Source organism: Haloarchaeobius pelagicus (assembly GCF_051207375.1).
Taxonomy (GTDB): Archaea; Halobacteriota; Halobacteria; order Halobacteriales; family Natrialbaceae; genus Haloarchaeobius.
In genome coordinates this window covers 171,526-195,784 of the sequence record NZ_JBPJZD010000002.1, presented here as the reverse complement: position 1 = coordinate 195,784, position 24,259 = coordinate 171,526, and the positions used below count along the sequence as shown (strand labels likewise).

Sequence of the window (24,259 nt, the reverse complement as noted above, 5' to 3'; positions counted from 1 at the left end):
CTAGCGACCGGACCCGGATAAACCGCAGGCAACCCGGGGTAACCGGACGAAACGCGGTTTCGTCGGGAGAGCCAGCGAGCCACGCCAGCCCCGAACGAACCGCTTTACTGGGTGGCGGGGGTACCGCCGGACGTGTTGGAGGACCTCCGGGCGCGGTATCACGCCATCGTCAGCCGGCTCCGCCGGGCCGAGCGGCGGGAGTGGCGGGAGTTCCGCCGGTGGGTCGAGGACACGAAGAACCTCGTCCACCTGTCGGTACTCGTCATCGTCCCGTTGCTTATCGCGGGCGTGACGGCCATCGCGAACGCCGAGGAACTCCTCCCCTTCGTGCTGTTCCCGCCGCTCGCGTCCGGGACGTATTCACTGTTTGCCGACCCGGAGGGCAAGTACGCCTCGCCGTTGTCGTTCGTCGGCGGACTCACGACGGGGGCGCTCTGTGGCACCGCGGCCATCGTCGTCGCCGTCCACACCAGCCTGCGGAATCCGCTCACGACCACGGAACTCGTCGTCTCGCCCGTGACGGCCGCCATCGCGGTGTTCCTGACCGGTGCGGTCACGTGGGGGCTCATGGTCGAGCAGCCCTCTGCGTTCTCGACCGCCCTGCTCGCGCTCATCGCGCCGGTGTTCACCGAGACGACCAGCGTCGGCACGTTCCTGCTCCAGTACGCGGGGTCGGTGTTCGTGGCGTCGGGCATCGTCGCCAGCGCGTTCTACCTGTGGAAGCGCAACTTCTACCAGCAGCGTGCCCGGTACCTCTACCAGACCACGAAGGGGGACGACCACGTGCTGGTGCCGGTTCGCGGTGAGACCGCCGAGGAGACGGCGATGTTCGCCGGCCGCATCGCCGGGGCGCACGACGCCGGCAAGGTCGTCCTGCTCGACATCGTCAGCGACGAGGAGATCGCCTCGGCCGCCGACGCTATCCTGGAGAGCGAGGCGACCACGCCGGACGTCGACCCCAAAGCGAAGCCCGAGGGTGAGGCCGCGGTGGTCGAAAACGAAGCCGAAGAACAGGTCGCGGGGCAGGCCGCGATGCGACTCGAACGGCTCGCTGGGCGCATCCGGACGAAGCTGGGGGTCCCCTGTGAGGTCGTCGTCGCCTCCGAGGTGGGTGGCCCCGCGAACGTCACGCTCCGGACCGCCCGCGAGGTGAACTGCGACCTCGTCGTCACGCCCTACGAGGAGGAACACGGCAGCCTCTCCCCGTTCGTCAAGCAGCTGTTCGACGACCCACTGGACGTCATCGCGTTCCGGTCGTGCTCGGGCCGAACCCGCTGGCGGCGAGCGCTGGTCGCGGTGGCCCGCGCGGGACAGAACGCCCACGCGATGCTCGATTTCGCCCAGCGCGTCACCGGCCGGGCCGGCGAGTTGAGCGTCTGCTCGTGCATCGACCACGAGAGCCAGCGCCGCCCCACCGAGTCCATGCTGCTCGACCTCGTCGACCCCTTCGACGCGACGTTCGAGACCCGCGTCTCGAACTCCTCGATTCGGCGGTTCCTCACGGCGAACGCGCCCCAGTACGACCTCGTCGTGGTCGGCGCGAGCACCGACCGGACCGCCGCCTCCCGGTTCATCGCGCCGCCGACGTTCGAGAAGATACGCGACATCGACTGCGACGTGGCCATCGTCCACCGGGGCGCGTGACCCCGTTCGGTGGCTGGACCTGACAGGGACGTGCTCATATCTCCTCGGTGCATAGTATTGCCATGGAAACACCCACCACATTCGAAGAGGAACTCGTCTCAGTCTGCCGGACCGGAATCGGTGACAGCCTCCGGTCGGTCATCCTGTTCACGGCCGACGACTGGGACCTCTGTTACCTCCGCAAGGACCTCCAGGAGTCCGAGTACCAGCTCCGCCAGGTCAAAGAAGAGATCGTCGAAAACGAGCGGATGGGGTTCACATCACAGGAGACCTACCAGTCGCTGGCGAGTCGTGCAGAGCTCGGCGAGTCTCTCGGCGAGTACGGGATGACTATCCGGGTGTTCGACCGCGGCTACCTCGGTCGAGTCATCGTCGGCAATCGGGGCCTCATCGCCACGACCGACGAGATGAACATCGATGCGTTCGAGGACATCGCGAGAGCGGTCAGAAAGATTCTAGCGGCCTAGTCGTCCTCTCGCTCTTCGTCTTTCGACTCGAGTATCTCGTCGGCGATGCGCTCGGTGTCTTTCCCGCTGAGCGCGGACTCGACGAGCAGGTGGCCACCGATGCTCGCCGGGCTGATGACGGTGTCCGCGCCGGCGCGCCGGAGCTTGCCGGCGTTCTCGGTGTCCGTCGCGGCCGCGACGATTCGTACGTCGGGGCGGAGCTGGCGGGCCGTCAGGACGGCCAGCGCGTCCTCGGCGTCGTTGTTCGTGGCGGCCACCACGGCCGTCGCGTCCTGCAACTGGGCGCGCTGGAGCGGTTCCTCGTCGCTCGGGTCCGCCGTGAGGACGTTCATGCCCCGGTCCGAGAGTTCGGCCGCCCGCGTCTGGTCGGGCGTGATGACGACGAACGGGACGTCACCGGCCGTGAGTTCTTCGAGAATCGGTTCCGTCAGGTCACCGTAACCGAGGACGATGACGTGGTTTTCGAGGAGTTCGAGCTGTGTATCAGTCATTCTACCGAGTGCGCGTGCGAATCTGGCTTCGATGATCGGCGAGAACAGTGCACCGAGTGCGACCGCGAAACTCGCCGTCCCGAGGACGACGACCGAGATGGCGAACAGTTCGCCACGGAAACTGTCGGGTGTCACGTCACCGTATCCGACGGTACTCGCGGTGACGATGGTGAAGTAGAAGGCGTCGAGGAGGCCGAGCGAGCCTTCACCGATGCGCGGGAACTCGTCGCGCAGGGCGTAGGCACCGATGGTCCCGTAGAACTGGACCCCGATGAGTGCGATGCCCGCGGCCTTCTGGGTGGCGCTGAGTTCGACCTCGCGGTCGAACCGGTGGCGGTTGACCAGCAGGAAGGGGATGCTCACCAGCGACAGGGCGATGAGTGGGAACGAGAACTGACTCGCCTGGACCACGCCCTGGACCCCCGTCACCGGGAGCAACACCAGCGCGACGTACCAGGCGGACCGGAGGCCGCGTCTGAGCCCGTAGGCGGCCACCAGCATGACGAAGCCGGTGAGTGTACCGGTGAAGCCGGCGGTCTGCTGGACCGACGCCGGGAACCAGCTCCCGAGGAAGATGGGCGTCGTCTCGACGGCCATGTTGGTGATGCCGGTGACGATCGAGAGCAGCGCGACCGCTGTCGTCAACGCGACTGGCGCGCGCGCACCGAACAGGCGACTTCGCAACCCCATGCTCTGTCGTGAATCGTTCGTCCGCCCGGATAAAGAACGCTATCCCTGTCGGCGCTCCGTTTGGCGATACTGGTTTACGCCAGGAAACCGATGCGTTGGCCATGGCTACGCTTCCGGTCGAAATCCTCTACGGCCTCTATCTCGGCCTGCTCGCGGGCATCATCCCCGCGCTCGTCTCCGGCAGTCTCGGCTTCATCTTCAAGTACTTCACCGGGGTGACGGTCCCCGGGCTCGGGGTCGTCGTCCTCGCGACAGCCATCGCCGGCATCAACGGGGGACTGATGGGGTTGCTCGAGGAGACCGTCAAGAGCTCTCCACGCATCATGACCGCGGTCGTGGTCGTGATGATGCTCTCGCTGTGGGCCCACAGCCAGGGCGACAAACTCGGTGCGAACATGCCCCGGCGGTTCTCGCTGTCGCGGCTTCGAAAACGGACTCTCTCGGCCGACGTCGTCGACTTCGTCGGCGGCGTCGGCAAGGTCACCATCCAGCCGATGGGTCCTATCCGCGACATGGAGGGCTACCCGCCGCTGCCCGCCGACCTCCGCGAGACGCTCGCCGAGGGCTCGTGGGCGCTCCCGGCCGACCTCCCGCTATCGGAACTGGAGACGCGACTCTCCGAGCGCCTGAAGACCGAGTACGACCTCGCCGACGTGGCGGTCTCGCTCGACTCACGGGCTCGTGCGACCATCACGGCAGCACCCCCCGCCAGTGGGCTCTCGCGGCGTGTGCCCACGGGCAAGCGCGCCGTGTCGGTCCAGAGCCTGGTCCCGACGGGCTGCGCTCGTGGCGACGAAGTGACGCTCCACACTGACACGGGTCGGATCGCCGGTACGCTCCTCAGTGCCGACTCGGGCGGGAAGGCGAAAGAGGGTGGAAAGGACAAGGAGACGGAGGCCGCCACCGACGGTGGCACCGACGAGGACGCACCGTTGGTCGCACCGACTGCGCCCACGACCGCCGGCGGCGAGGGCCGACTGACGGTCGCGGTGCCGCGCCCGGCCGCGTCGGACCTGCTCGGAGTCGACCGCGCCCGCATCGCCATCCAGTCCCGGGGCACGCGCCGGGAGTTCGAACTGGTCTCGTTGCTGCGTCGCTCGGGCAAACGGTTCCGGAAACTGACCGTCGCGGTCGACAGCCCTCTCGACGCGACGACCATCGGCGAGGCGAGCATCCGCGACACCTACGAGGTGGCCGTCATGGCGGTCCGGAAACCGCCTTCGCAAGGCACCACCGACCCGACGCGTCGGTGGGTGTTCGCCCCACGCGGGTCGACCGAGCTGCAGGCTGGCGACGAGCTTTTCGTGGTCGGGCCTCGCCAGGCACTGGATTCGTTCGCGGAGGTGGTTGCATGATGGCACCCGGCCAGCTGGTGCTCGCCAGCCTCGCGCCCGCCCAGGTCGTCGTCCCCGGCATCAGCAGCATCGACCTGTTCGTCGCTGTCGTCCGTGTCCTGAGCCTCGGCGTGCTCGCGGCCTCGGTCAGCGCGACCGTCGCCATCGTCTACCGGTGGTACACCCGTGAGGGAGTCCCCGACGGGGTCGCCGTCCTGCTCGGGATCGGGGCCGTTGCCCTCGTGCTCAACACCGAGGAGACGCTCGCGAACACGGGTTCGATCGACGAGACGGCTGCCCTCCTCACCGTCGCGACCATCGCCGTCAGCGGTATCGGAGCCGACATTGGTCGGCGGGCCGGTGACGCCTTCGCGTCCAGCGCGTTCGCGGTCACCGGGACGGCCAAACTCGACCGTGATGTCTCCCAGTTCGTCCGGACGGTCGGCCGGGCGGTCACCGTCACCCTCCCCGAGGAGGTCGAGGACATCGACGGCTACGACCCGGTCGACCCCAAGACGAAGGAGGCACTCGCCGAGACAACGTTCGTCTTCCCACGACGCATCACCGTCGTCGAGTTGCGAGACCGCGTCGTCGGCCGACTCAGGGACGACTACGGCGTCGGCCACGTCGACATCGACATCGCCGAGGACGGGACCGTCTCCTACCTGGCGGTCGGCTCGCGGGCGGCTGGCCTCGGCCCGACGCTCGCACCCGGGACGGTCGCGGTCGCAATCAAGGCCGACCCCGCCCACGCTGCCAGTCCGGGTGACGTGGTCCAGGTGTGGGAACGAACCGAGGACGGCCTCAAGCGCCGCGCCACCGGCGAACTCCGGGCGGCGAACGGTGACGTGGTCACCATCGCCGTCGACGAGACCGACACCGAGGTGCTCTCGGATACGACCGAGTACCGCCTCGTAACCTTGCCCGCCGAACCCAGCGCGGACCGCGAGTTCGCCTCCCTGCTGCGAGTCGCCGAGGAGACCATGGGCGCGGTCGCCATCGAGGAGGGTTCCTCGCTCGCGGGCCTCACCGTCGGCGCGCTCGACGTGACCGTGGCGGCCGTCCGCGCCGCCGACGGGACCGTGACGGCCACACCCTCTCGGACGACCCCTATCCCCGCCGGCACCACCGTCTACGTCATCGCCCGCCTCGACGCGCTCAGGACGTTCGAGGCGGCGGCGAGCGGGCCCCCCGAGGAACCGCCAGCCGAAGTGCAGGCAGAAACCCTTTCGTGACTCCGCGGATGAGTTCCGGTATGCACTGGAAGCTGTTCGCCGACCTCGCGGAAGTGGCCGGCGCGAAGGAGGTCGACGTGGACGTAGCTGGTGACGAGGCGACCGTCGGCACGGCGCTCGAGGCGCTGTTCGACGCCCATCCCGGCCTGCGCGACCGCGTCCTCGACGACGACGGCGAGGTCGCCCCGCAGATAAACATCCTCAAGAACGGCTCGAACGTCCAGATGGAAGGCGACGGGCTCGATGAGGTCGTGACTGAAGACGACGAACTGGCGCTGTTCCCGCCCGTGAGTGGGGGTTCTGCGTAAGCACGATTCCAGGCGGTTCTTTTGTGCCGTGTGTTCGGGCGTTCCCGTCATCGGAAGTCGGCTCGATACCGCTTCGTTGACTCGCGCCGATGGTAGTGGAACCGCACCACAGCCTCCCCAGCCGATTGTGCGCTTCCTTCCGCTCCGCGTTGCTCCGCTCCAGTCCAGTGCTCATCCCTCGCGCGGCTCAGCCGACCACCCTCACTGGCGTTCGGCGGTCGGCTGGCGCGCGCCAACGACAGCTTGCTCCTTGCGACTGTGCCCGAATTCCTGCCTGGCTCGTGAGAGTTTGCTCTCACGGTGGACGACCGAGTGGAGCGAAACGTAGTGAAGCGAAACCGAGGGAGTCGGCTGGGGAGGGCGTGGCTGCGGTGCTGTGCGGTGGCGGTCTCCACTGCCATCGCGCGAGAGAGCTGCTCGTCGCCACCTCTACTCCCCTCGAAACGTCCCGACGAACGAGAAAATACGGTAGAGAACGCACAGGCAACCGATACCGAACGACCCGTTACCGCGAGCCGAACTGGCCGCGGTAATCGGCGGTCAAATCGGCGGCCATCACGAAGTCAGGCTCGTCCGATATCCCCGCACGAAGCAGCGAAGCGTCCGACACGTACTCCACCGTTTCGGGGATGAGAACGCGGACGTGGTCGGCATCCAGCGACGCGGCGTCGCGCTTGACAGCAGCCACCAGCTCCCGGGCCGCGTCGAGGTCGTCCCAGCCGGCGACGCCGTACTCGGCCCAGGTCTTCGGCTCGCCCTCCTCGTTCTCGCGCTCGTAGTCACGGACACGGTACGTGACACCGCGAACGCCCGAATCACTCGTTACGGCGGCGAGCATCTGGTTCTCGGCGGCGCGCTCGAACAGCCCGGGGCGCAACTCGACGACGGCCCAGGACTCGTCCATGGCGAGGCCGAGTCCCGTCAGGTGGTCGCGGGCGTCGCAGTCGGTCCAGTAGTTCCAGGCGACGTTCGGGTCGTCGGTGGTGTCGAGGGGTCCCTCGGCAGCCGAGTCGGGCTCGGGGTGCATCCAGCGGAACTCGGTCGCGGGGCCGAAGCCGACGCCGCGGGAGTGACCGAGGCCCATCATGTTCCAGGAGAACACCATGTTGCGGGCGACGGTGGCACCCTGCTCGCGGGCCCAGTCCCACATCTCGTGGGTGAGCTCGCGGCCGATTGCCTGCCCGCGGTAGTCCGGGTCGGTGCGCATGCCCTGGCACCAGGCTTCGCGGGTGGAGAGCAGGACGGTCTGGGCGATGGAGACGACCTGGCCGTCGACCTCGGCCACGCAGGTGTACTGCTGGTCGTACTCGTCTTCCTCTTCGAGCCAGTCGTGGTAGATGCGCGGGATGTAGTCGCTCCCGTCGCGGTCGGCCCAGGTGTCCTTCGTGAACGCGACCACGTCGTCGTAGTCGTCCTGGGTCGCGCGCCGGTAGGTGACCTCGTCGGACATCGTGCCTGTCATCAGGCGTCCCAGGGACGGGACTGCTCGGTTATCTCGCCGGCGAGCGGTTCCCGCATGGTCCTCGCGATCTCCGCGTCGTCGCGGTTCGCGAGCGCCCACATGAGCTTGACCTTCGCGACGGCGGGGAGCATGTCTTCGCCCTCGACGACGCCGGCGTCGAGCAGGTCGCGGCCGGTGTCGTACACGCGGTCACAGACCCGGCCTTCCAGGCACTGGCTGGTCATGACGACGTGGGTGCCGTCTTCGACCAGTTCCTCGATGGTCGGGATGAAGTCGGTGTGGACGTGGCCGAGACCGGTTCCCTCGATGATGACGCCGGCTTTGCCCTCGCAGGCCTCGAAGAACGCGGGGTCCATGCCGGGCGTGAACTTCACGAGTTCGACCTCGGATTCGAGGTCGGGGTAGATGGCGAGGTCGGCCTCGCCGCGCTCCTCGTACTCACCGTGGAACGCCACGGATTCGGAGTCGTAGTCGACGATTCCCAGTGGCTCTGCGCCGATGGTCTGGAAGGCGTCACGCCGGGAGGTGTGGTTCTTGCGGACGCGGGTGCCGCGGTGGAGCGCACAGATGTCGTCGCTCTCGGAGCCGTGCATGCAGACCATGACCTCGGCGGCGTCGGCCTTCGCGGCCTCGACCGCACAGACCGCGTTCATGACGTTGTCCGAGGAGGGGCGGTCCGCTGAGCGCTGGCTGCCGGTGAAGACGATGGGGACCGGCGAGTCGAGCATGAACGACATCGCGGAGGCGGAGTACTGCATCGTGTCGGTGCCGTGCATGACGACGACGCCGTCGGCCCCGTTCTCGACCTCCTCGTGGATGGCCTCGGCGAGGTCCTGCCAGATGGGGACCTCCATGTTCTCGGAGAGGATGTTCGCGACGACGCGGCCGCGGTAGTTCGCCCGGCCGGCGAGGTCCGGGACCGCCCGGAGCACGTCCTCGGCGTCGAACTGGGCCGTCACCGCGCCGGTGCGGTAGTCGACGGTCGAGGCGATGGTGCCACCGGTCGAGATGAGTGCGATGGTCGGCAGGTCGGGGTCGAACTCGACCTCGCTCGTGTCGCCGTCTTCCTTCTGTGCGGCCTCGATCTGGTAGACGTCGGACTCCAGTACCTCGACGTCGCTCTCGGCGCGGTCGATACCGACGTTGTAGCCACCGTCGAGCTTGACCACGAGCTGCTCGGCTGTCGACGACGGGAGCAAGACGCCCTCGTACTCGCTATCGGCCCGCGTGACGCGGACGCGGTCGCCTGGGTTCATGCGAGGCGCTTCGCTACGCCTGCACCTAAAGGCATCCTTCTGGGCGACACGCGGGGTGCGTCGTCGGTCGGGAAAGCCGTCATCCGGCCCACGAAAAGGCTCTTGTCAGTTCCAGCACTACTCTCGGACATGTCCGACCGCGGCGACGAGAAGACGGTCGAGAAACCCTCGGAGCAGTCCACCGAGGACCTCCTCGCGGAGACCGATAAGCTGCTCTCCGACCTCGACGGGGGCGACTCGGGCGGGGACGGTGCGGGTGGTGGCGGCAAGCGCCAGAAGCGCGACCGCCGCGCCAGTTCGGAGGAGGCCAACATGGACCTCGACCTCGGGCTCGACGACGAGCCCGCGCCGAAACAGCAGGCAGGCTCGACGGGCGACGAGGGACTGACGAGGTACTTCAACCCGAAGTCGTTCCTGCTCGTCAGCGTCCTCATGACCGTGGGCTTCATCGCCGCCGGCTTCACGCCGCTCCTCGGGGGTGTCGCCAGCTACGTCGGGATGGTCGGTGCCGCGTTCGTCTACGGCCTCGTTACCTCCCGGAAACGATACGCCGAGACCGCACTGGGCGGCCTCGGCGTCGGCCTCGGGACCTCCCTCCTGAGCAACTTCCGGTTCGCGTTCCTCCCGGGCGGCAAGTGGTTGCTGGCCTTCGGCGCGGGCCTGGGGTTGGTCGGCGCGCTCGTCGGCTATTACTTCGGCAGTGACCTCCGGAACGGTCTCACCTCGGACCCGGACGACTTCGAGGACGACCTCTCCTGGTAGGGGTTCGAAAACTCAGTCGCCCAGCGACCAGCCTTCGCCTGTGTACCGCACCAACCCGTTCTCCTGTAGGTCCGCGAGCACCTCCTCGACCATCGCTGGTGGGGCGTCCACCGAGTTGGCGATCTCGATGACCGACTTCGGCTCCGACCGCACCGAGAGCAAGGTGTCCGCGTAGAGCCGCGAGTCCGAGCCCGCGCCGACCGTCTCCGTGATGCGGTCGAGCACGTCCGTCATGCGACCCTGGACCCATCGCTGGGCCATCGAGAGCTCGTTCTCCAGTTCCTCCAGGCGGGAGAGGTCCGCGATGAGGTCCTTCGGCTCGTGCTCGTCCTCCGAGTACTGCACGTCGAGCTTGAGGTGGCGACACGTCGTCATGTCCAGGCTCTTCGAGGCCGGGTAGGCACTCTTGGTGGCGAAGCCGTAGGGTGAGACGTTCACCTCCAGCCGGAGGTTCCGCGCGATGTGGAAGTACTTGCGACGCTGGTCGTCGGTGTGGCTCTCGATGAGCCCCGCGTCCTCCAGTTTCCGGAGGTGTTCGATGACGGCCTTCGGGCTGACACCGAGGTACTCGCTGATCTCGGTCACGTAGCAGGGCTTGCGCGCCAGCAGACGGAGTATCCGTCTGCGATTTTCGTTCCCGAGCAGGTCGAGCAGCGCCGCTGAATCCATCTATGCCAACCTTGGCGAGGGGCGCGTAAAAGAATGTCTGTGCTTATCGCCGTGCCGCGATACGGTCTGCGATGACGCTAGGGGCGTTGCCGCCGCCGTTGCCACCGTTACCGCCACCGCTGCCCGGGTCGTCCGGCGGGCCTTGCCCGTCGGTCTCGTTCCCGGTCACGTTGTCATTTCCCGGGGGACCACTGTTTCCGTCCGTCTCGTTGTCGGCTCCCTGGTTCTCACCCTTGTCGGGGCCGAGTCCGGGGATGTCCTCTGGTGGGCCATTGCCGGCGAGTTCGCGCGCCATCGCGGCGACCTCGGGCCCGGCCATGTCACTGGCGTTCGTCCGAAGCTCCGCGAGCTTCGTCGTGTTCACGCCAACCTCCTCCGCCCTCGCCTCCGTCTGGTCGATGTCCTCGGAGATGGCGGCCAGCTGGCTCGTGATGGCCGCGAGCTGGGCCTTGTAGGCGACCGGGTTCATCTCGTCCTTCCGGTCCTGCAGTCGTTGCTTCTTCTTCTCGAGTGCCGCCAGTCGCGCGTCGATGTCGTTCACACGTTGGGTGACGAGCGCTGCCTTCGACTCGTTCGATTTCGAGCCGTTGTAGGCGGCGCTCCACATGCCAGAGTCGACCGAGGCGTTCGCGTCGGTCGCGCTCGACTGCATGAACGTGGAGACCTGTGCCCCCATGGACGAGTTACCGTTCGTCGTGTTGTTACCGGGTAGCTGGACGTCCCCATGCTCTTCACCCGCTGCCAGAGAGAGCCCTGGCTGGGACCCCGTCGCTGCGACGGAAACCGCCCCTGTGATGAGCGAGAGACTGAGCACCACGGCGAGTATGCTCCGCATCAGCTATTCCTACATCACCGACTACTAAAAAGTCGGGACACCGTTCGGACCGTTCACGCGCGTTCTCCAGACGGTTTTCGATTCGTTCAGAACCGTTTCTCTGGCCGTTTCACGGTCGAATTGCGGTCCGATATAAGTACTCCCCAGAACGCTTTTGTGTGACACTGACTTGCACACAGTCGCACAGCGATGTTCGAGGAATTCTCTCGCAGCTACTATCTCGGGCGGCTCTACGTCACGCCCTCCGAGCAGGACGGTGCCGTCATGGCACGCACCCAGCACGAACGCGTCACCGAACAACTCTACCACGACGGGTCGGGAATCACGCGACTCGACAGCCCCCTCGTGATGAAACTCGACACGGCCCACCTCGCGGTCCACGGGGACGAGGCCGTCCCTGCGGACACACTCGCCGTCCCGGACCGGCTGTTCGACCGACTCGACATCGACACCCCGCCCGCACTCACGGAGGTCTTCCTCGCCAAGGCGGACCGGGCCAGCCAGTTGCTCCAGTTCACCGGCTACGGCGAGGCGCGGCGCTCCGGCGGGACGGGGACCACCGACGACCAGCGCGACGACTGGTCGGTCGGTGGCGGTCCCGACGCCGGAACGTAGAAGTGTCCGGCTCGCACGGTTCTACTCGATGCTCGACGAGTTGCTCGGCCGCGCCGAACTGAAGACGCGCATCGAGGAACTGGAGGCCGACAAGCACCACCTCCAGAACCAGCTGGAGGCCGAACAGGAGCGCCGCGCCGACGCCGCGACTGCGAGACAGGACGCCGAGGAGCGGGTGAACCGGCTCGAAGACCGCATCGCCCAGCTCGAGGGCGAACTCGACCGGGTCGACACCGACGAGGCCGACCTCGCGTTCCGGGGACAGGAGGACCTCCACGGGGAGCGACTGTCCGAGGTGCTCGACCGACTGGCGAGCGTCGAGACCGGCCCCGAGGGTGCCCTCTCCGCGATGGTGACGGACGAGGTCCCCGAGGCGGCCGCCGAGACGCTCGGCCAGCGCGCCACGCTGCTCGACCGGGCCGCGCCGTGTCTGTACTACACCGACGACGCCGGACTGGTCCAGGTGGCCCTCGACGCGCCACTCGCGCCCGAGGGCTTCTGCGAGTGGGGCGAGTCGTTCCGTCTCGACCGCGCCTGGGTCGAGCCCGTGGGAAAGTTCTCGCTGGCGCTCGTCCGCGCCGACCTGTTCGCGCTCGGGACCTACGAGGGTACCGAGCGCGTCGCTGCCTCCGGGTTCGAGAGCGACGTGAAGGGCAAGCACTCGAAGGGCGGTTTCTCACAGGCGCGCTTCGAGCGCATCCGCGACGAACAGATCGACTCCCACCTCGACGACTGTCGGGACGCCATCGCCGACCGCGACGCCGACCGGCTCGTGGTCGTGGGCGACCGACGGCTCGTCCGGGAGTTCGAGGACGAGGCGGTCGCGACCGCGGCCGTCGATGCCACCGGCGACCCGAGAGCCGCGCTCGACGACGCGTTCCACGAGTTCTTCTCGACCCGGTTACGCTTGCTCTAAGGGGTCTACGACGTCGTCTCCGCCCTCCTCGACCGTGACCTGCGGCAGGGTGACGGTGACGACGGTGCCGTCGTCGCCGGTGTCGAAGGTCACGTCGCCACCGACGGCGTGGACGCCCCAGTTGACGACCCAGAGCCCGAGCCCACTGCCGTGGTCGAGCGGCGTCTCCGCCTCGTTCGAGAGCGGCGCACGCTCGGAACTCGGGATGCCCGGGCCGTCGTCCGCGACGACGACGAGCAGGTCGTCGCCGTCGCGCTCGGCGGTCAGCCAGACGTGCTGTTGGTCACCCGTGTTGTGTGTGGCCGCGTTGACCAGCAGGTTCTCCACGACCGTCTCGCACACGTCGGGGCTGGGGACCATCGCCCCGGGCGGGATGTCGGCATCGATCCGAACGTCGGGGTACCTGGACCGCGCTGCCGAGACGACCGCGGTCAGCCGGTCCGTGAGGTTGCCGACCGTCTCGCCGTCCGAGTCGAGCACGAGCTGGAGCTCCCGGGCACGTTTCGAGATGGCCACGATGTCGCCAGCGACCTCGCGGATGTCGGCCGCAGCGGTCGCGAGGTCGTCGTCCTCGGTCTGCTCTTCGAGCAGTTGTGCGTAGCCGTCGACGATGGTCACGTCGTTGCGGACGTTGTGCCGGAGCACCCGGTTGAGGACCGACAGGCGCTTGTCGCGGCGGTGGCGCTCGGTCACGTCGGTGAACACGAGGACGCGGCCGAGTTCCCGGTCGCGATGGTCGGTGACCGTCGACCCACTCACCTCGTACACCTGGTCGTCGACCACCGTCCTGGTCTGGGAACCGCCCCCGTCCCGGCGGGCGGAGACGGCGGGGAGGACCTCGTTCAGTGACTCACCGGTCGGGGTCCGTCCCTCCCCGAAGAGCGCCTCGGTGGCGGCCGGGTTGGCGTCGACGATCCGGTCGTCGTGGTCGACGAGGACGACGGCTTCGGTCATGTTCTCGACCATCACCTGCTGGCCGAGGTGGCGCGACGCCGGTACCCAGTCGAACCCCTCGTGACGGAAGATGGCGACGCCGAACGCCAGCCCGGTGACGGCGAAGGCGTAGGGAGTCAGGTCGAGCCCGGGGGAGGTAGCGTAGCCGAAGATGGAGGCGAGGTTCGCGATGCCCGGGACGCACGCGCCGACGACGAAGGCTGCGGTCTGGCCGCGGTAGACCCCGTCGGTGACCACGCCGTGGCGGAACAGCATGGTCGTCCCGATGAGCATGAGAAGCAGTTCGTAGCCGTACAGCACCCAGAACAGGGGTGTGTACTGCTGGTCGATGAGTGTGAGCCCGTTCCACGTTCGGAGGTCGTAGGTGGGCCAGAGGTACGCCTCCGGGGCGACCCAGAGGAGCACGAGACCCGCCAGCGGGGGGACACAGAGCGCGGCGAGGATGCGCCGGTCCAACCACCGCTCGTGGCCGGTGTACTCCACCGCGAAGACGAACCAGGCGATGGGGATGGCGGTGATGCCGAACCACATCACGCGCTCCCAGAACAGCCGGGCCGTCGCCGCCGTGGCGGGCGTCGACAGCGCGACCGCGTAGGTCGACGCGTAGAAGGCGATACCGAGTGTCAGGACGCCGAACGCATCGGTTCCGGGCACGTCGTGACGGCGGAAGGCGAGCACACCAAGTGCCACCATCACCGCGGCACAGCCACCGAGAACCGTCACTGGCGCGGCGAGTATGACACCAGGAACCATGTTACTACCTCCCGCCCAACTCGTTTAATCTCTTTTGGCCAGTCAGCGGCCCTGAAACATCCAAGAGCGATGGTGACGTAGGTCAGGTATGGGTGTCAGCAGAGCCGAGGGGACTCGATGACCGTCACGGTCGTCGAATCGGTCGTCGGGGCCTGGGACGGGGTCGAGCAACGACGACTGTTCGGCCACCCGTCGTTCACCGTCGACGAGCGACTGTTCGTCCTGGTGGACGGGGACAGACTCGCACTCACGACGCTCACGCCGCCCGAGCGCGAGGAACTCGCCTCGCTCGTCCCGGTCGAACCGTTCATCACCGAGGGGCTGACCGCGGCGGCGTGGGCGGTCGTCTCGCTGACCGACCTCGACGCGGCCGAACCGTACCTTCGGGCCAGCTACGAGAACGCCCGGAGAAAGTAGGCTTTTTTGCTCGCGATGGAAACCAGCGGGCATGCGAATCGCCATCCTCGCCCACGAGAAGTTCCCGGACCGCGCGAAGACCGCACTCGGCCTGTTGCGCTACTCGGACGACGAGGTCGTCGCCGTCCTGGACCGCGACGAAGCCGGCGCTCGCGTCAACGACTTCGTCGGCGACGTGCAGGACGCCCCCGTGGTCGCCTCGATGGCCGACGCGCCCGAGTGTGACGCGCTCGTCATCGGCATCGCCCCCATCGGCGGCGGCTTCGACGAGTCCTGGCGCGACGACGTCCGGACCGCCCTCGAACGGGGCTGCGACCTCGTCGCCGGCCTCCACTACTTCCTCGAAGACGACGAGGAGTTCGCGAGCCTCGCGGCCGAACACGACTGCGACATCTGGGACGTTCGCAAGCCCGACCCCGACCTGACGGTGGCCCGGGGCGTCGCCGGGCAGGTCGACGCCGAGGTCGTCCTCACGGTCGGGTCGGACTGCTCGGTCGGGAAGATGACGGCGACGATGGAGCTGTGCGAGGCCGCCCGCGAGGCTGGCCACGACGCGGCCGTCATCCCGACCGGCCAGACCGGCATCATGATAGAAGGGTGGGGCAACCCCATCGACCGGGTCGTGAGCGACTTCACCGCCGGCGCGGTCGAGGAGATGATACTGGAGAAGGGCGACGACCACGACTACCTGTTCGTGGAGGGGCAGGGCGCTATCACGCACCCGGCGTACTCCGCGGTCACGTGTGGCATCCTCCACGGTGCCCAGCCGGACAAACTCGTCCTCTGCCACCGGGCGGGCCAGGAGCGCGTCCACGGGTACGAGGACTACCCGCTCCAGGACCTCGACACGTACGTCGACCTGTACGAGTCCCTGGCTGCGCCGGTCCACGAGGCCGAGGTGGTCGGCGGGTCGCTCAACACGTCGGGAATCGAGTCGGACGAGGCGGCCCGCGAGGCCCTCGAGGAGTTCGCCGACGCCATCGACGCGCCCGCGGCCGACCTCGTCCGGTTCGACGCCGACGACCTGCTGGAGGCGATTCTATGAACGTCGACGTCGAGCGCGTCTCGCTGGAACTCGCGGAGACGTTCACCATCTCCCGGGGGTCACAGGACGCAGCAGAGAACGTCGTCGTCAGACTCTCTGACGGGGAGTACGAGGGCGTCGGCGCGGCCGCCCCGTCCAGCCACTACGGCGAGACCGCGGACACGGTCGAGGCCGTCCTCGAGGGACTGCGCCCCGACCTCGAAGCCATCGACGACCCGTTCCAGGTCGCGGCCATCGAGGCCGACCTCCGGGAGTCGATTCGCGGCAACCCGGCCGCCCGAACCGCTGTCTCCATCGCACTGCACGACCTCGTGGGCAAACGAACCGAACTTCCGCTGTGGCGGTACTGGGGCCTCGACCCGGACGAGGCACCCGAGACGTCCTACACGGTCGGCATCGCGGACCCGGAGACGATGGGCGAGAAGGCTGCGCGTGCAGCCGACGACGGCTACGACATCCTGAAGGTGAAGGTCGGCACCGACGACGACCGTGCCCGCATCGCCGCGGTGGCCGACGCCGCCCCCGACGCGACCATCCGGGTCGACGCCAACGAGGCGTGGACGCCGAAGGAAGCCGTCAGGAACGCCGAGTGGCTCGCCGAGTACGACGTGGAGTTCGTCGAGCAACCGGTGTCCGCCGAGGACCCAGAGGGGCTTCGCTACGTGTACGAACACTCCCCGCTGCCCATCGCCGTCGACGAATCTTGCGTCGAACTCGACGACGTGCCCCGGGTCGCCGACCGGGCGGACGTGGTCGTCCTCAAGCTCATGAAGTGCGGTGGGCTGGTCGAGGCCAGACGGATGATTCACACCGCCCGCGCTCACGGGCTCGAGGTCATGCTCGGCTGCATGATCGAGTCCGACGCGGCCATCTCCGCCGGTGGGCAACTCGCGCCGCTGTGTGACTACGTCGACCTCGACGGTTCCCTCCTGCTGGCAGCGGACGCGGACCCCTACGACGGGCCGGTCTGCCCTGGCGGGGCCATCGACCTCGACGACGTGCCCGGTATCGGCCTCAGGTAGTCTCGGCGAACCGCGGTTGCTGGCTGCACCGGCGAGGGAGCGACCATCGGCTCCGGGGGGTGTCCCCCACAGCCGCCTGTACGGCTTCGACGAGTTCCGTGACCGTGAGGGTCACCTCGGACCCCGTCGCTCGTACCTGTACCTTCAGTTGGTCCCCGTCGACCTCCCGGTCACCGACGACTGCGACGTAGGGCACCCAGTCGGTAGTCGCAGCCGCGAGGCGGCGTCCGACGGTGTCGTCGGTCCGGTCGTCAACGTCGACCCGGATACCGGCCGCCGCCACCGCCTCGGCCAGCGACTCGCAGTGGTCGAGATGCTCGGACTCAACGGGGACGAACCGGACCTGCGTCGGCGCGAGCCACGTTGGGAGCTGTGGCCGGTCCATGGCGGCGGCTCGCGACAGCAGTGCCGCGGTCACCGCTTCGACGCTCCCGACCGGTTCGCAGTGGAGGCGTGACCGGGTCTCACCTGTGCCCGGCACGGGTTCGATTTCGACCGTCCCGGTCTCGACCGGTGACCGGCCCTCGGGTGCGACCGCGAGGTCGAGTCTGATCGTCCAGTCGGGGGGCTCGGGCCGAAGGTCGACCAGCGCTGGGCGGTCGAGCGAGCGAACGAGGTCGACCAGCCAGTCCCGGGACCGCTCCCAGAACTCGACCGAGGTTCGGAACGTGAGGACCGGGTCGAGGCCGACGACGGCGTGAATGTCGACCGCGAGCCTTGCCAGCGTCTCGAACTCCTCCCTGGGGCTGTCACCGCCCGACGTCATCGTGGTGAGTGTCGGGACCGTCGCAGTTCGCTGGTGTCGGAAGGGTTGCCTGCTGGAGCCCGATGCCCGGCCAGTCGGCTCCGTCCGCGTCTCGAACAGTCGCACTGGGGCGTCCACGGTCGACCAGTCCATGGCTTCCAGGAGTGCCCGTCCCGTGCCACCCGCCGTTCCGGGAGTCTGTCCGGCCGCCGCTTCCGACCCGACCGGGGTCGCACCGGCGGCAGCCGCGCGGTCCTCGACCACGTCGCGGAGCGACCGCCGGAGCAGTGCCCCCCGCGGCAGATACCGGATTCCGTCAGGGCTGTCCCTGTCGACGCTCGCGAATCCATGGTCGGTCAGGAGTGAGTCGACAGCTGGCTCCGACCCGGTGCTGCCGGTCGTGCCTTCGCCCCCGGCGTTCATCACGGCCTCCAGCGCCCCTGAGAGGGACGCCGACTCGGCCAGTGGTTCGTGCTGTTCGCCATCGGGCGTCAGCACCAGCCAGTCGCGGGACTCGGGGTTGGCCTCCGTGGGGACGTCCGCCGCGGTGACGCGAACCGATTGTGCCGCGTAGGGGTGTCCCTTCGTCTCGAGGTCGAGCGCGAGGTACCAGTCGCGAGGGGCCCGAAAGAGGGTGAAACCGTCGGTGAGGGCGGCCTCGACCGCGTCCAGGACACGGTCCGTGGTCTCGTCGTCGGCAGGGCGGTCGCTCAGGTGCTCCGTGGGGACGAGCGCGAGGGCGTCGACGGCGAGCTGGTCGGCCGTCTCCCGGACCTCGGCGGCGGCCTGGGCGGCCACCCTGTCGGTCAGGTCACCGGGTTCGACGGTGACGGCGACGGTGAGGCAGTCCGAGAGTTCCACCGGGTCGGGTGGCCCGCGGACCGCGGCCGTGTCGTTGGCCGCGGTGGCCGCCTCGACGGCCAGTCGGGCCGAATGGATACACAGCAGGCGCATGCCGACACGTTGCCGGGGCGAGAGAAAAGGGTGCCGACGACGGGTTTCTCCCCCTCGGGCACGTATCGGTAGCATGCGCTTCCCGTCGGTCTCGGGCGAGAACCTGGAAGGCGTCCGCTTCGACCTCCCGACGGACTTCGCGGGCGACCCGACGCTCGCCGTGGTCTCGTTCCAGCGATGGCAGCAGGTGGCCGTCGAGTCGTGGCTGGCGGCGGCGGCCCCGCTCGCAGCCCGCTACCCCGCCTTCGAGTACTACGAATTGCCCACGCTCTCGCACCGACACAGGGTGTCGAAGTCGCGGCTCATCGGCGGGCTGTCCGAGGAGGTGCCCGACGCGGAGCGCCGAGCCCGGACCATCCGGCTGTACGTCGACGTCGCCCGGTTCAAGCGCGCACTGGGCATCCGGAGCGTCGACAGCGCCCACGCCCTGCTGCTCGACGCCGACGGGACGGTTCGCTGGCGCTCGCGTGGCCCCTGCACCCCCGACCGGGCGAACGAGTTACGTCGAGCGATACGCCGGGCCAGCGCCTAGCCACGCCCCGGCGTCAGCGGTTCCCACCGTCGTCGGTCCCGCGGTCGGTCTCGCGCAGGATGAACGGCCCGATGGAGAGCGTCCGCTTCGTCACCGTGGCGATGCGGGCCACGTACGAGAGCAAGAGCGCGAACGGGACGACCGCGATGGCGACCGCCGCCGCCAGCACGACGAGCGTGTGGCTCACGCCGAGGGTCTGCCCCGCGAACAGGGGGGCGTCGGCGTCGAAGAAGACGAGCATCGCGGTGGTGCTGACCAGCGCCGGCACCGCGGCGTAGGTGATGGCCCGGGAGAGGTCGACGAGTTCCCACTGGAAGTAGAGCGTCTTCACGTGCTCGCGGGCAGGGCCGAACAGCGACAGCACGTCTTCGAGGTCGTCGAGGGCGGCGACGGCGTCGTCGGAGAGCACATCCCGGTGCTCGGTCCGGACCCGCCGGACGGCGTGGATCTTCCAGGAGTAGTTGTAGTCCAGCGCGGCGGACACCACGTCGAACTCCCCGAAGGTCGCCCCTTCGAGGTCAGCCGCGACCGAGTCGGCGTTCTCGACGAGACTGTCGGTGAGCTCGTCGACCTGCTCGCGGAGCGTCTCGTCGTCGGTGTCGGCGGTGGCCTCCCGGAGCGACTCGGCGCGGTCGCGCGAGGTCAGGACCAGTGCCCGGAGGAGTGCCGACGGTTCGGCGGGGGTGACGGCGGTCTCGACCACCTCGCGCACGTCCTCGCGGAACGTCATCGCGCCCTCCATCCGGTCGCGCTGGTCCCCGACGGCCCCGAGTTCCTGCGAGAGCACGAGCTGGTTGAGCGTCAGCACCAGCGTCACCCCGGTGATGATGGCGGTTACGAACGCCTGGAACAGCGTCTCGACGGGGTCGCCGTCGGCCAGGAGCGTGGCAGCGTCGGTCGGATGGGTGATTCCGACGAGCAGGACGGCGAGGAAGACGAAGCCGACGAGTCCGGCCGTGACGACCAGCCGGTCGGCATCCATCAACAGCCGGAGTTTCAGGCTGCTCTCGTCGGCGCGACGGCGAAGCTTGTCGCTGGGCTGGTCGTCCTCGCGCACCTCGCTCTCGTCGCTCTGTGACACGTCCGGGTGTCGCGGCGGCGACGGGAAAAATCGGGGGGCTAACTCGCCCGCCCTTACTCCTCGGTGTCGTCGGGCTCGGCCGCGTCGTCGTCGTCCGCGGTCGCCCCGAGGGCCCCTGGCTCCGCGAACTCAACGTTGGTCACCTCGAACCGGACGCCACCGTCGGCGCTGTCGACGAGTTCGACGGTCCAGCCGTGGGCCTCCGCGATGGACCGGACGATCGCCAGGCCGAAGCCGGTGCCCTCCTCGGAGGTGGTGTAGCCGTACTCGAACACCTTCTCTTTCTCCTTGTCGGAGATACCAGTCCCGTCGTCCTCGACGTAGAAGCCGGTCTCGTCGATCGGGCCGATGGTCACCGTCACGTCCTCGCCCCCGTGCTCGATGGAGTTCCGGAACAGGTTCATCAGCAGGTCGTGGAGCCGCGAATCGTCGGCCATGAGTATCATCGTCTGGTCGGCGATGTCGAGGGTCGAATCGTTCGTCCCGACGTTCGACCAGGCCGTCTCGGCGGCGGTCCGGAGCGAGACCGGCTCGAACTCGCCGACGACCTGTCCCTTCCGGGCGAGCGCGAGCACGTCCTCGATGAGGGTGTTCATCCGGTCGAGCGCCCGTTCGACCTTCTCGAAGTACTCGTCGTCACCGGTTTCCCGGCCCAGGTCGAGGTTGAGGTTCGCGACCGTCAGCGGGTTCCGGAGGTCGTGGCTCACGATGCTGGCGAACCGTTCGAGGCGCTCGTTCTGGCGCGCCAGTTCGCGACGAACTGCCCGGTCGGTCACGTCACGGCCGACACCCACGATACCGAGGCATTCGTCGTCGGGGTCGGTGAGGCGTGCCGCGGTGAACTCGTAGGGGACCTCGTCACCGTTCTCGGTCACCAGTACCGCCTCGACCCTGGCCGTCCCGCCGCCGACGAGGACGGTCTCGAACGCGTCCGTCACCGCCCCCCGGTGGTCCTCGCGGACCAGCTCGGCCAGGTCGGTCGCTTTCAGGGCCGCCTGTTTCGCACCGGTCACGGCAGCGAGTCTGTCGTTCCAGCGGTCGAGTTTCAGGTCGGTGTCGAGCACGTAGAAGACGTCCGGCAGCGACCGGAGGGCGCTCTCCGTGAACGCTTGCTCCTTGCCGACCTCGTGCTCCTTGAGCTCCTGCAGTTCGAGGGACTGCCAGCGGGCGGTCAACAGGGTACTCACCCGCGCACCGAGTTCGGCCTGACTCGTCGGGATGATGACCCGGTCGTCGATGAGGTCCCAGATATCGTCGCCGAGCCGTGCGCGCTCTCGCTCACGCATCACCAGCAGGTACGGGACGAACACGGGTGCGGCCTCCTTCTTCTTCCGCTCGAGCTCGGCCTTGTGCTCGTGCAGGGTGACCAGGTCGAACAGGCAGAGGTCGAACGAGCTGGGGAGCTCTCCTTCCTGTGGGACCGTCACGTGGAAGTGACGAGAGAGCCACTCGGAGAGCAATTCCCGGTTGCGTCGATGGACCAGCAACAGGACGACCGTCTCCTCCTTCTGGTCGCTCTCTGAGAGTACGGGGCTCATCAGTCCAGCTCACCCAGTTCCGGGATATCTTCTTCGTACCACGTCGGTGTCCCGCTGAGGATACCGTGCAGGTTGTCCAGCTCCTCACCGACCTGGATGCCGTTCTCGTCGATGGTGAACGCGTGGATGCTGTGGTCGAAGGTGCTGGCGCGTTTCTTCAACACACCGATGGACCTGTGTATCTGTGACCCCAGCTCGAAGTAGCCGAGGAAGATGATGTTGTCCGCGAGATAGCTCGCCCGCCGCGAACTCGGCCGGAACTGCCCGGTGATGGTCTCCATCTCGCTGGTCAGGAAGGTCGTCACCCCGACGTTGCGCAGGTAGCCGACCACCGCGTGCAGGCGCGCGACGAGGTCGCGCTCGTCGCCGCTGATCGAGGCGACGTACCCGTCGATACCGTCGATGAGGACGTGCCTGGTGTCCCGCTCTTCGACCTCGCGCCGGACCTGCCGGGAGAACTGCTCGGCGGAGTGTTCGTGCGCGTCGACCTGCATGACCGAGATGAGGCCCTCCTCCGCGAGCCGTCTGATGGGCAGGCCGAGCGACTCCGCACGCAGGACGAACGTGTTCTCGGACTCCTCGAAGAGATAGATGATGCCGCGCTCCCCCCGTTCCTCGGCGGCGGAGAGCAGGAACTGCATCGCCACGGTCGTCTTGCCGACCCCGGTGGGGCCGCTGATGAGCGTCGTCGTCCCGCGTTCGACCCCACCGTTGAGCATCTCGTCGAGTCTCTCGTTGCCGGACGGGATGGGAACGGGTTCGTAGTCGAGTTTGAACCGGCCGGGTCTGAGCAGCGGGTAGATGTGCATCCCACCGTCACCGATCTCGACGGTCTGGGGGCCCTTCTCGAACTCGCTCCCGCGCATCTTCGTCACCTCGACGTGGTGCAACACCTCACCGTAGTAGAGCAGGATGTTCCCGTCGCTGATGAACTGCAGGTCGTCGTCGGGGAAGTTGTGGGTGGACTGGGAGGTGAACAGCGTCGTGCAGTCGTTCTCCTTGAGGTACTGCAGGAACGAAAGGACCTCCTCGCGGAACTGGAACTCGTCGGGGGAGAGATAGCGGAACTGCGTCAACGGGTCGACGAACACCCGGTCCGGGTTGAACTCGGAGACGGCGTCGGAGATGACGGCCGTGAACTCGCCACGTTCGACCTCTGGACTGGTGAATATGTCGTACATCTTGTTCTCGACGAAGAAGTCAGAGGCTGGGCTCAGGTCGAGGATGTCGACCCCATCGAGGTCCATCCCCAGCCCCCTGGCATCCTCCCGGATGTCGGCCTCGGGTGCCCCGAGGTTGATGAACAGCGAGTTCTCACCCTGTTCGACGCCCTCTATCAGGAAGTGCAGGCCGAGCAGTGTTTTCCCGACGCCAGGCTCCCCCCTGACCAGATAGCTCCGGTTTTCGATGTACCCCCCATGGAGGACCTCGTCCAATCCTTGAATTCCCGTCGGAACCCGTTCGGCCATAATACATCACCTACGGGCGGAGGGGAGATGATTGTTTCTAGCACAGATAAATCAGGTGAGATTGATGAAACCGCCGCCTGAGATGAAGCACGCCCCGGCCCCTTCGCGACACACCGACCTGGCCGGCTACGTCTCGGACTGCTCTTCCTCGACGTCTTCCAGTTCCGCCTCGACGTCCGCGCTGCTGCCGTCGCCACCGGCCTTGGCCGCCTCGGCGGCCTCCATCTCCTGTTCGAGCTCCTCGAGGTCTGCCGAGACGTCCTCGTCGCTCACGTCGGCGTCGACCTCGGTGTCACCGGTGCCGCCACCGGCGCCGCCCTTGCCCATCTCGGCCTTGAGCGTGTCGAGTTCGGCGTCGACCTCGCTGGAGGAGCCCAGCGCTTCGAGCTCGCGGTCGATGGAGTCCTTGTCGCTGAGGGCGTCGTCGAACGCGCCCTCGTCGTACAGTTCGTCCATGGCGGCGGCGCGTGCCTCCATGTCCTGGGTGCGTTCCTCTGCGCGCTCGATGGCGAGGCCGACGTCGTCCATCTCGTCGCCCACGCCCGTCATGGCCTCCGAAACGCGGTTGCTGGCCTCGGCCGCCTCGTAGCGGGCCTTCATCGTCTCCTTCTTCGTGCGGAACTCCTCGATGCGGCTCTGGAGGGTCTCTTTCTTCTCCAGCAGCTGGTCCTGCGTGTTCTGGAGCTGCTCGATCTGGCCCTCGAGTTGCTCCATCTGGGTCATCTTCGTCTTCTTCTTCTCGAGGGCGCGGCGGGCGAGGTCCTCGCGGTCCTGGCGGACGGCCTCACGGGCCTGGCGGTTGTGCTTCTCGACGTCCTCCTCGAGGCGTCGCTTCTGCATCTCCAGGCGCTTCTTCTGGGTGGTGAGGTCCGCGATACCGCGTTTGACCTGCTGGAGCTGGTCTCGCATCTGCTCGTAGGAGTAGTCCAGAGTCTCTGTCGGGTCTTCGGCCCGGTTCAGTATCGAGTTGATCTTGGACTTGATAACGTACGAGGCGCGCGAGAGTATTCCCATACCCGTTTATTTCATCCCACGAACTTAAAAACGTCACTGTGCGAATGTATC

General features: G+C 67.7%; 23 protein-coding genes. 12 read left to right on the top strand and 11 right to left on the bottom strand.

All coding sequences use genetic code 11. The features are described from left to right. Nucleotides 1-132: 132 nt before the first annotated feature. Nucleotides 133-1,644 carry an HPP family protein gene (locus tag ACSC1S_RS13475; RefSeq protein ID WP_435364775.1) on the top strand — a complete coding sequence of 504 codons (1,512 nt, stop codon included), beginning with the start codon at nucleotides 133-135 and terminating at the stop codon, nucleotides 1,642-1,644. A 62-nt stretch (nucleotides 1,645-1,706) separates the two neighbouring features. Beyond that, nucleotides 1,707-2,111, top strand: a complete 405-nt coding sequence (locus ACSC1S_RS13470; protein WP_435364774.1) for a DUF7522 family protein — start codon at nucleotides 1,707-1,709, stop codon at nucleotides 2,109-2,111. Here ACSC1S_RS13470 and ACSC1S_RS13465 read toward each other — a convergent pair. After that, entirely contained in the window at nucleotides 2,108-3,292 is a 1,185-nt protein-coding gene (locus ACSC1S_RS13465) for an NAD-binding protein (RefSeq protein WP_435364773.1), read from the bottom strand. The two genes, ACSC1S_RS13470 and ACSC1S_RS13465, sit on opposite strands and share 4 nt — an antisense overlap. A gap of 101 nt (nucleotides 3,293-3,393) precedes the next feature. On the opposite strand from ACSC1S_RS13465, the gene ACSC1S_RS13460 reads away from it, so the two are divergent. Genes ACSC1S_RS13460 through ACSC1S_RS13450 form a run of 3 tightly spaced genes read left to right on the top strand, consistent with a single transcriptional unit; the run spans nucleotide 3,394 to nucleotide 6,169 of the window. Beyond that, a complete protein-coding gene (locus tag ACSC1S_RS13460) occupies nucleotides 3,394-4,647 on the top strand; it encodes a potassium channel family protein (RefSeq protein WP_435364772.1) in 1,254 nt (417 codons plus the stop codon). Then, nucleotides 4,644-5,861 (top strand): DUF8167 domain-containing protein, encoded by a 1,218-nt coding sequence (locus ACSC1S_RS13455; RefSeq protein ID WP_435364771.1) that lies wholly within the window; start codon nucleotides 4,644-4,646, stop codon nucleotides 5,859-5,861. The genes ACSC1S_RS13460 and ACSC1S_RS13455 overlap by 4 nt, the downstream gene beginning before the upstream one ends. Nucleotides 5,862-5,881: 20 nt before the next feature. Then, nucleotides 5,882-6,169, top strand: a complete 288-nt coding sequence (locus ACSC1S_RS13450) for a ubiquitin-like small modifier protein 1 (RefSeq protein ID WP_435364770.1) — start codon at nucleotides 5,882-5,884, stop codon at nucleotides 6,167-6,169. Nucleotides 6,170-6,674: 505 nt separating this feature from the next. Here ACSC1S_RS13450 and ACSC1S_RS13445 read toward each other — a convergent pair. Beyond that, nucleotides 6,675-7,631 (bottom strand): GNAT family N-acetyltransferase, encoded by a 957-nt coding sequence (locus ACSC1S_RS13445; protein WP_435364769.1) that lies wholly within the window; start codon nucleotides 7,629-7,631, stop codon nucleotides 6,675-6,677. Continuing rightward, nucleotides 7,631-8,887 carry a Glu-tRNA(Gln) amidotransferase subunit GatD gene (gene gatD, locus ACSC1S_RS13440; RefSeq protein ID WP_435364768.1) on the bottom strand — a complete coding sequence of 419 codons (1,257 nt, stop codon included), beginning with the start codon at nucleotides 8,885-8,887 and terminating at the stop codon, nucleotides 7,631-7,633. Before gatD ends, ACSC1S_RS13445 begins: the two co-directional genes overlap by 1 nt. A gap of 129 nt (nucleotides 8,888-9,016) precedes the next feature. On the opposite strand from gatD, the gene ACSC1S_RS13435 reads away from it, so the two are divergent. Then, a complete protein-coding gene (locus tag ACSC1S_RS13435; RefSeq protein WP_435364767.1) occupies nucleotides 9,017-9,649 on the top strand; it encodes a DUF8526 domain-containing protein in 633 nt (210 codons plus the stop codon). Between the two features lie 12 nt (nucleotides 9,650-9,661). Here the strand turns inward: ACSC1S_RS13435 and ACSC1S_RS13430 are convergent, their stop codons facing one another. Both ACSC1S_RS13430 and ACSC1S_RS13425 read right to left on the bottom strand, forming a co-directional pair. Beyond that, a complete protein-coding gene (locus ACSC1S_RS13430; RefSeq protein ID WP_435319351.1) occupies nucleotides 9,662-10,318 on the bottom strand; it encodes a metalloregulator ArsR/SmtB family transcription factor in 657 nt (218 codons plus the stop codon). Nucleotides 10,319-10,361: 43 nt separating this feature from the next. After that, nucleotides 10,362-11,153 carry a hypothetical protein gene (locus ACSC1S_RS13425; RefSeq protein ID WP_435364766.1) on the bottom strand — a complete coding sequence of 264 codons (792 nt, stop codon included), beginning with the start codon at nucleotides 11,151-11,153 and terminating at the stop codon, nucleotides 10,362-10,364. A gap of 189 nt (nucleotides 11,154-11,342) precedes the next feature. Here ACSC1S_RS13425 and ACSC1S_RS13420 point away from each other — a divergent pair, with 189 nt between their 5' ends. Together ACSC1S_RS13420 and ACSC1S_RS13415 are read left to right on the top strand one after the other, a co-directional pair. Beyond that, nucleotides 11,343-11,768: a DUF5802 family protein gene (locus ACSC1S_RS13420; RefSeq protein ID WP_435364765.1), complete on the top strand. Its 426-nt coding sequence runs from the start codon at nucleotides 11,343-11,345 to the stop codon at nucleotides 11,766-11,768. Nucleotides 11,769-11,796: 28 nt separating this feature from the next. Then, complete coding sequence (locus ACSC1S_RS13415; protein ID WP_435364764.1) at nucleotides 11,797-12,684, top strand: Vms1/Ankzf1 family peptidyl-tRNA hydrolase; 888 nt, start codon at nucleotides 11,797-11,799, stop codon at nucleotides 12,682-12,684. Here ACSC1S_RS13415 and ACSC1S_RS13410 read toward each other — a convergent pair. Next, the gene (locus tag ACSC1S_RS13410) at nucleotides 12,670-14,391 is read right to left on the bottom strand and encodes a histidine kinase N-terminal 7TM domain-containing protein (protein ID WP_435364763.1); all 1,722 of its coding nucleotides are present in this window, start codon (nucleotides 14,389-14,391) and stop codon (nucleotides 12,670-12,672) included. The genes ACSC1S_RS13415 and ACSC1S_RS13410 overlap by 15 nt on opposite strands. A gap of 117 nt (nucleotides 14,392-14,508) precedes the next feature. Between ACSC1S_RS13410 and ACSC1S_RS13405 the strand changes: the two genes are divergently transcribed. The 3 genes from ACSC1S_RS13405 to ACSC1S_RS13395 are packed head-to-tail and all read left to right on the top strand — an operon-like array spanning nucleotide 14,509 to nucleotide 16,875. Next, a complete protein-coding gene (locus ACSC1S_RS13405) occupies nucleotides 14,509-14,808 on the top strand; it encodes a hypothetical protein (RefSeq protein WP_435364762.1) in 300 nt (99 codons plus the stop codon). 31 nt (nucleotides 14,809-14,839) lie between these two features. After that, the gene (locus ACSC1S_RS13400; RefSeq protein ID WP_435364761.1) at nucleotides 14,840-15,853 is read left to right on the top strand and encodes an N-acetyltransferase DgcN family protein; all 1,014 of its coding nucleotides are present in this window, start codon (nucleotides 14,840-14,842) and stop codon (nucleotides 15,851-15,853) included. Then, on the top strand, nucleotides 15,850-16,875 hold the full coding sequence (locus ACSC1S_RS13395) for a dipeptide epimerase (RefSeq protein ID WP_435364760.1): 1,026 nt from the start codon (nucleotides 15,850-15,852) through the stop codon (nucleotides 16,873-16,875). Before ACSC1S_RS13400 ends, ACSC1S_RS13395 begins: the two co-directional genes overlap by 4 nt. On the opposite strand, the gene ACSC1S_RS13390 is transcribed toward ACSC1S_RS13395, so the two are convergent. Then, nucleotides 16,868-18,574 (bottom strand): His/Gly/Thr/Pro-type tRNA ligase C-terminal domain-containing protein, encoded by a 1,707-nt coding sequence (locus ACSC1S_RS13390; protein ID WP_435364759.1) that lies wholly within the window; start codon nucleotides 18,572-18,574, stop codon nucleotides 16,868-16,870. The genes ACSC1S_RS13395 and ACSC1S_RS13390 overlap by 8 nt on opposite strands. A gap of 73 nt (nucleotides 18,575-18,647) precedes the next feature. Here ACSC1S_RS13390 and ACSC1S_RS13385 point away from each other — a divergent pair, with 73 nt between their 5' ends. After that, nucleotides 18,648-19,106, top strand: coding sequence for a hypothetical protein (locus tag ACSC1S_RS13385; RefSeq protein WP_435364758.1), 459 nt, complete (start codon nucleotides 18,648-18,650; stop codon nucleotides 19,104-19,106). 13 nt (nucleotides 19,107-19,119) lie between these two features. Here the strand turns inward: ACSC1S_RS13385 and ACSC1S_RS13380 are convergent, their stop codons facing one another. From ACSC1S_RS13380 to ACSC1S_RS13365, 4 genes are all read right to left on the bottom strand, one after another. Next, on the bottom strand, nucleotides 19,120-20,187 hold the full coding sequence (locus ACSC1S_RS13380) for a DUF7972 family membrane protein (RefSeq protein WP_435364757.1): 1,068 nt from the start codon (nucleotides 20,185-20,187) through the stop codon (nucleotides 19,120-19,122). Between the two features lie 53 nt (nucleotides 20,188-20,240). Then, complete coding sequence (locus ACSC1S_RS13375; protein WP_435364756.1) at nucleotides 20,241-21,725, bottom strand: sensor histidine kinase; 1,485 nt, start codon at nucleotides 21,723-21,725, stop codon at nucleotides 20,241-20,243. Beyond that, nucleotides 21,725-23,194: an ATPase domain-containing protein gene (locus tag ACSC1S_RS13370; RefSeq protein WP_435364755.1), complete on the bottom strand. Its 1,470-nt coding sequence runs from the start codon at nucleotides 23,192-23,194 to the stop codon at nucleotides 21,725-21,727. The genes ACSC1S_RS13375 and ACSC1S_RS13370 overlap by 1 nt, the downstream gene beginning before the upstream one ends. 126 nt (nucleotides 23,195-23,320) lie before the next feature. Next, nucleotides 23,321-24,208 (bottom strand): PspA/IM30 family protein, encoded by an 888-nt coding sequence (locus ACSC1S_RS13365; RefSeq protein ID WP_435364754.1) that lies wholly within the window; start codon nucleotides 24,206-24,208, stop codon nucleotides 23,321-23,323. Nucleotides 24,209-24,259: the final 51 nt, after the last annotated feature.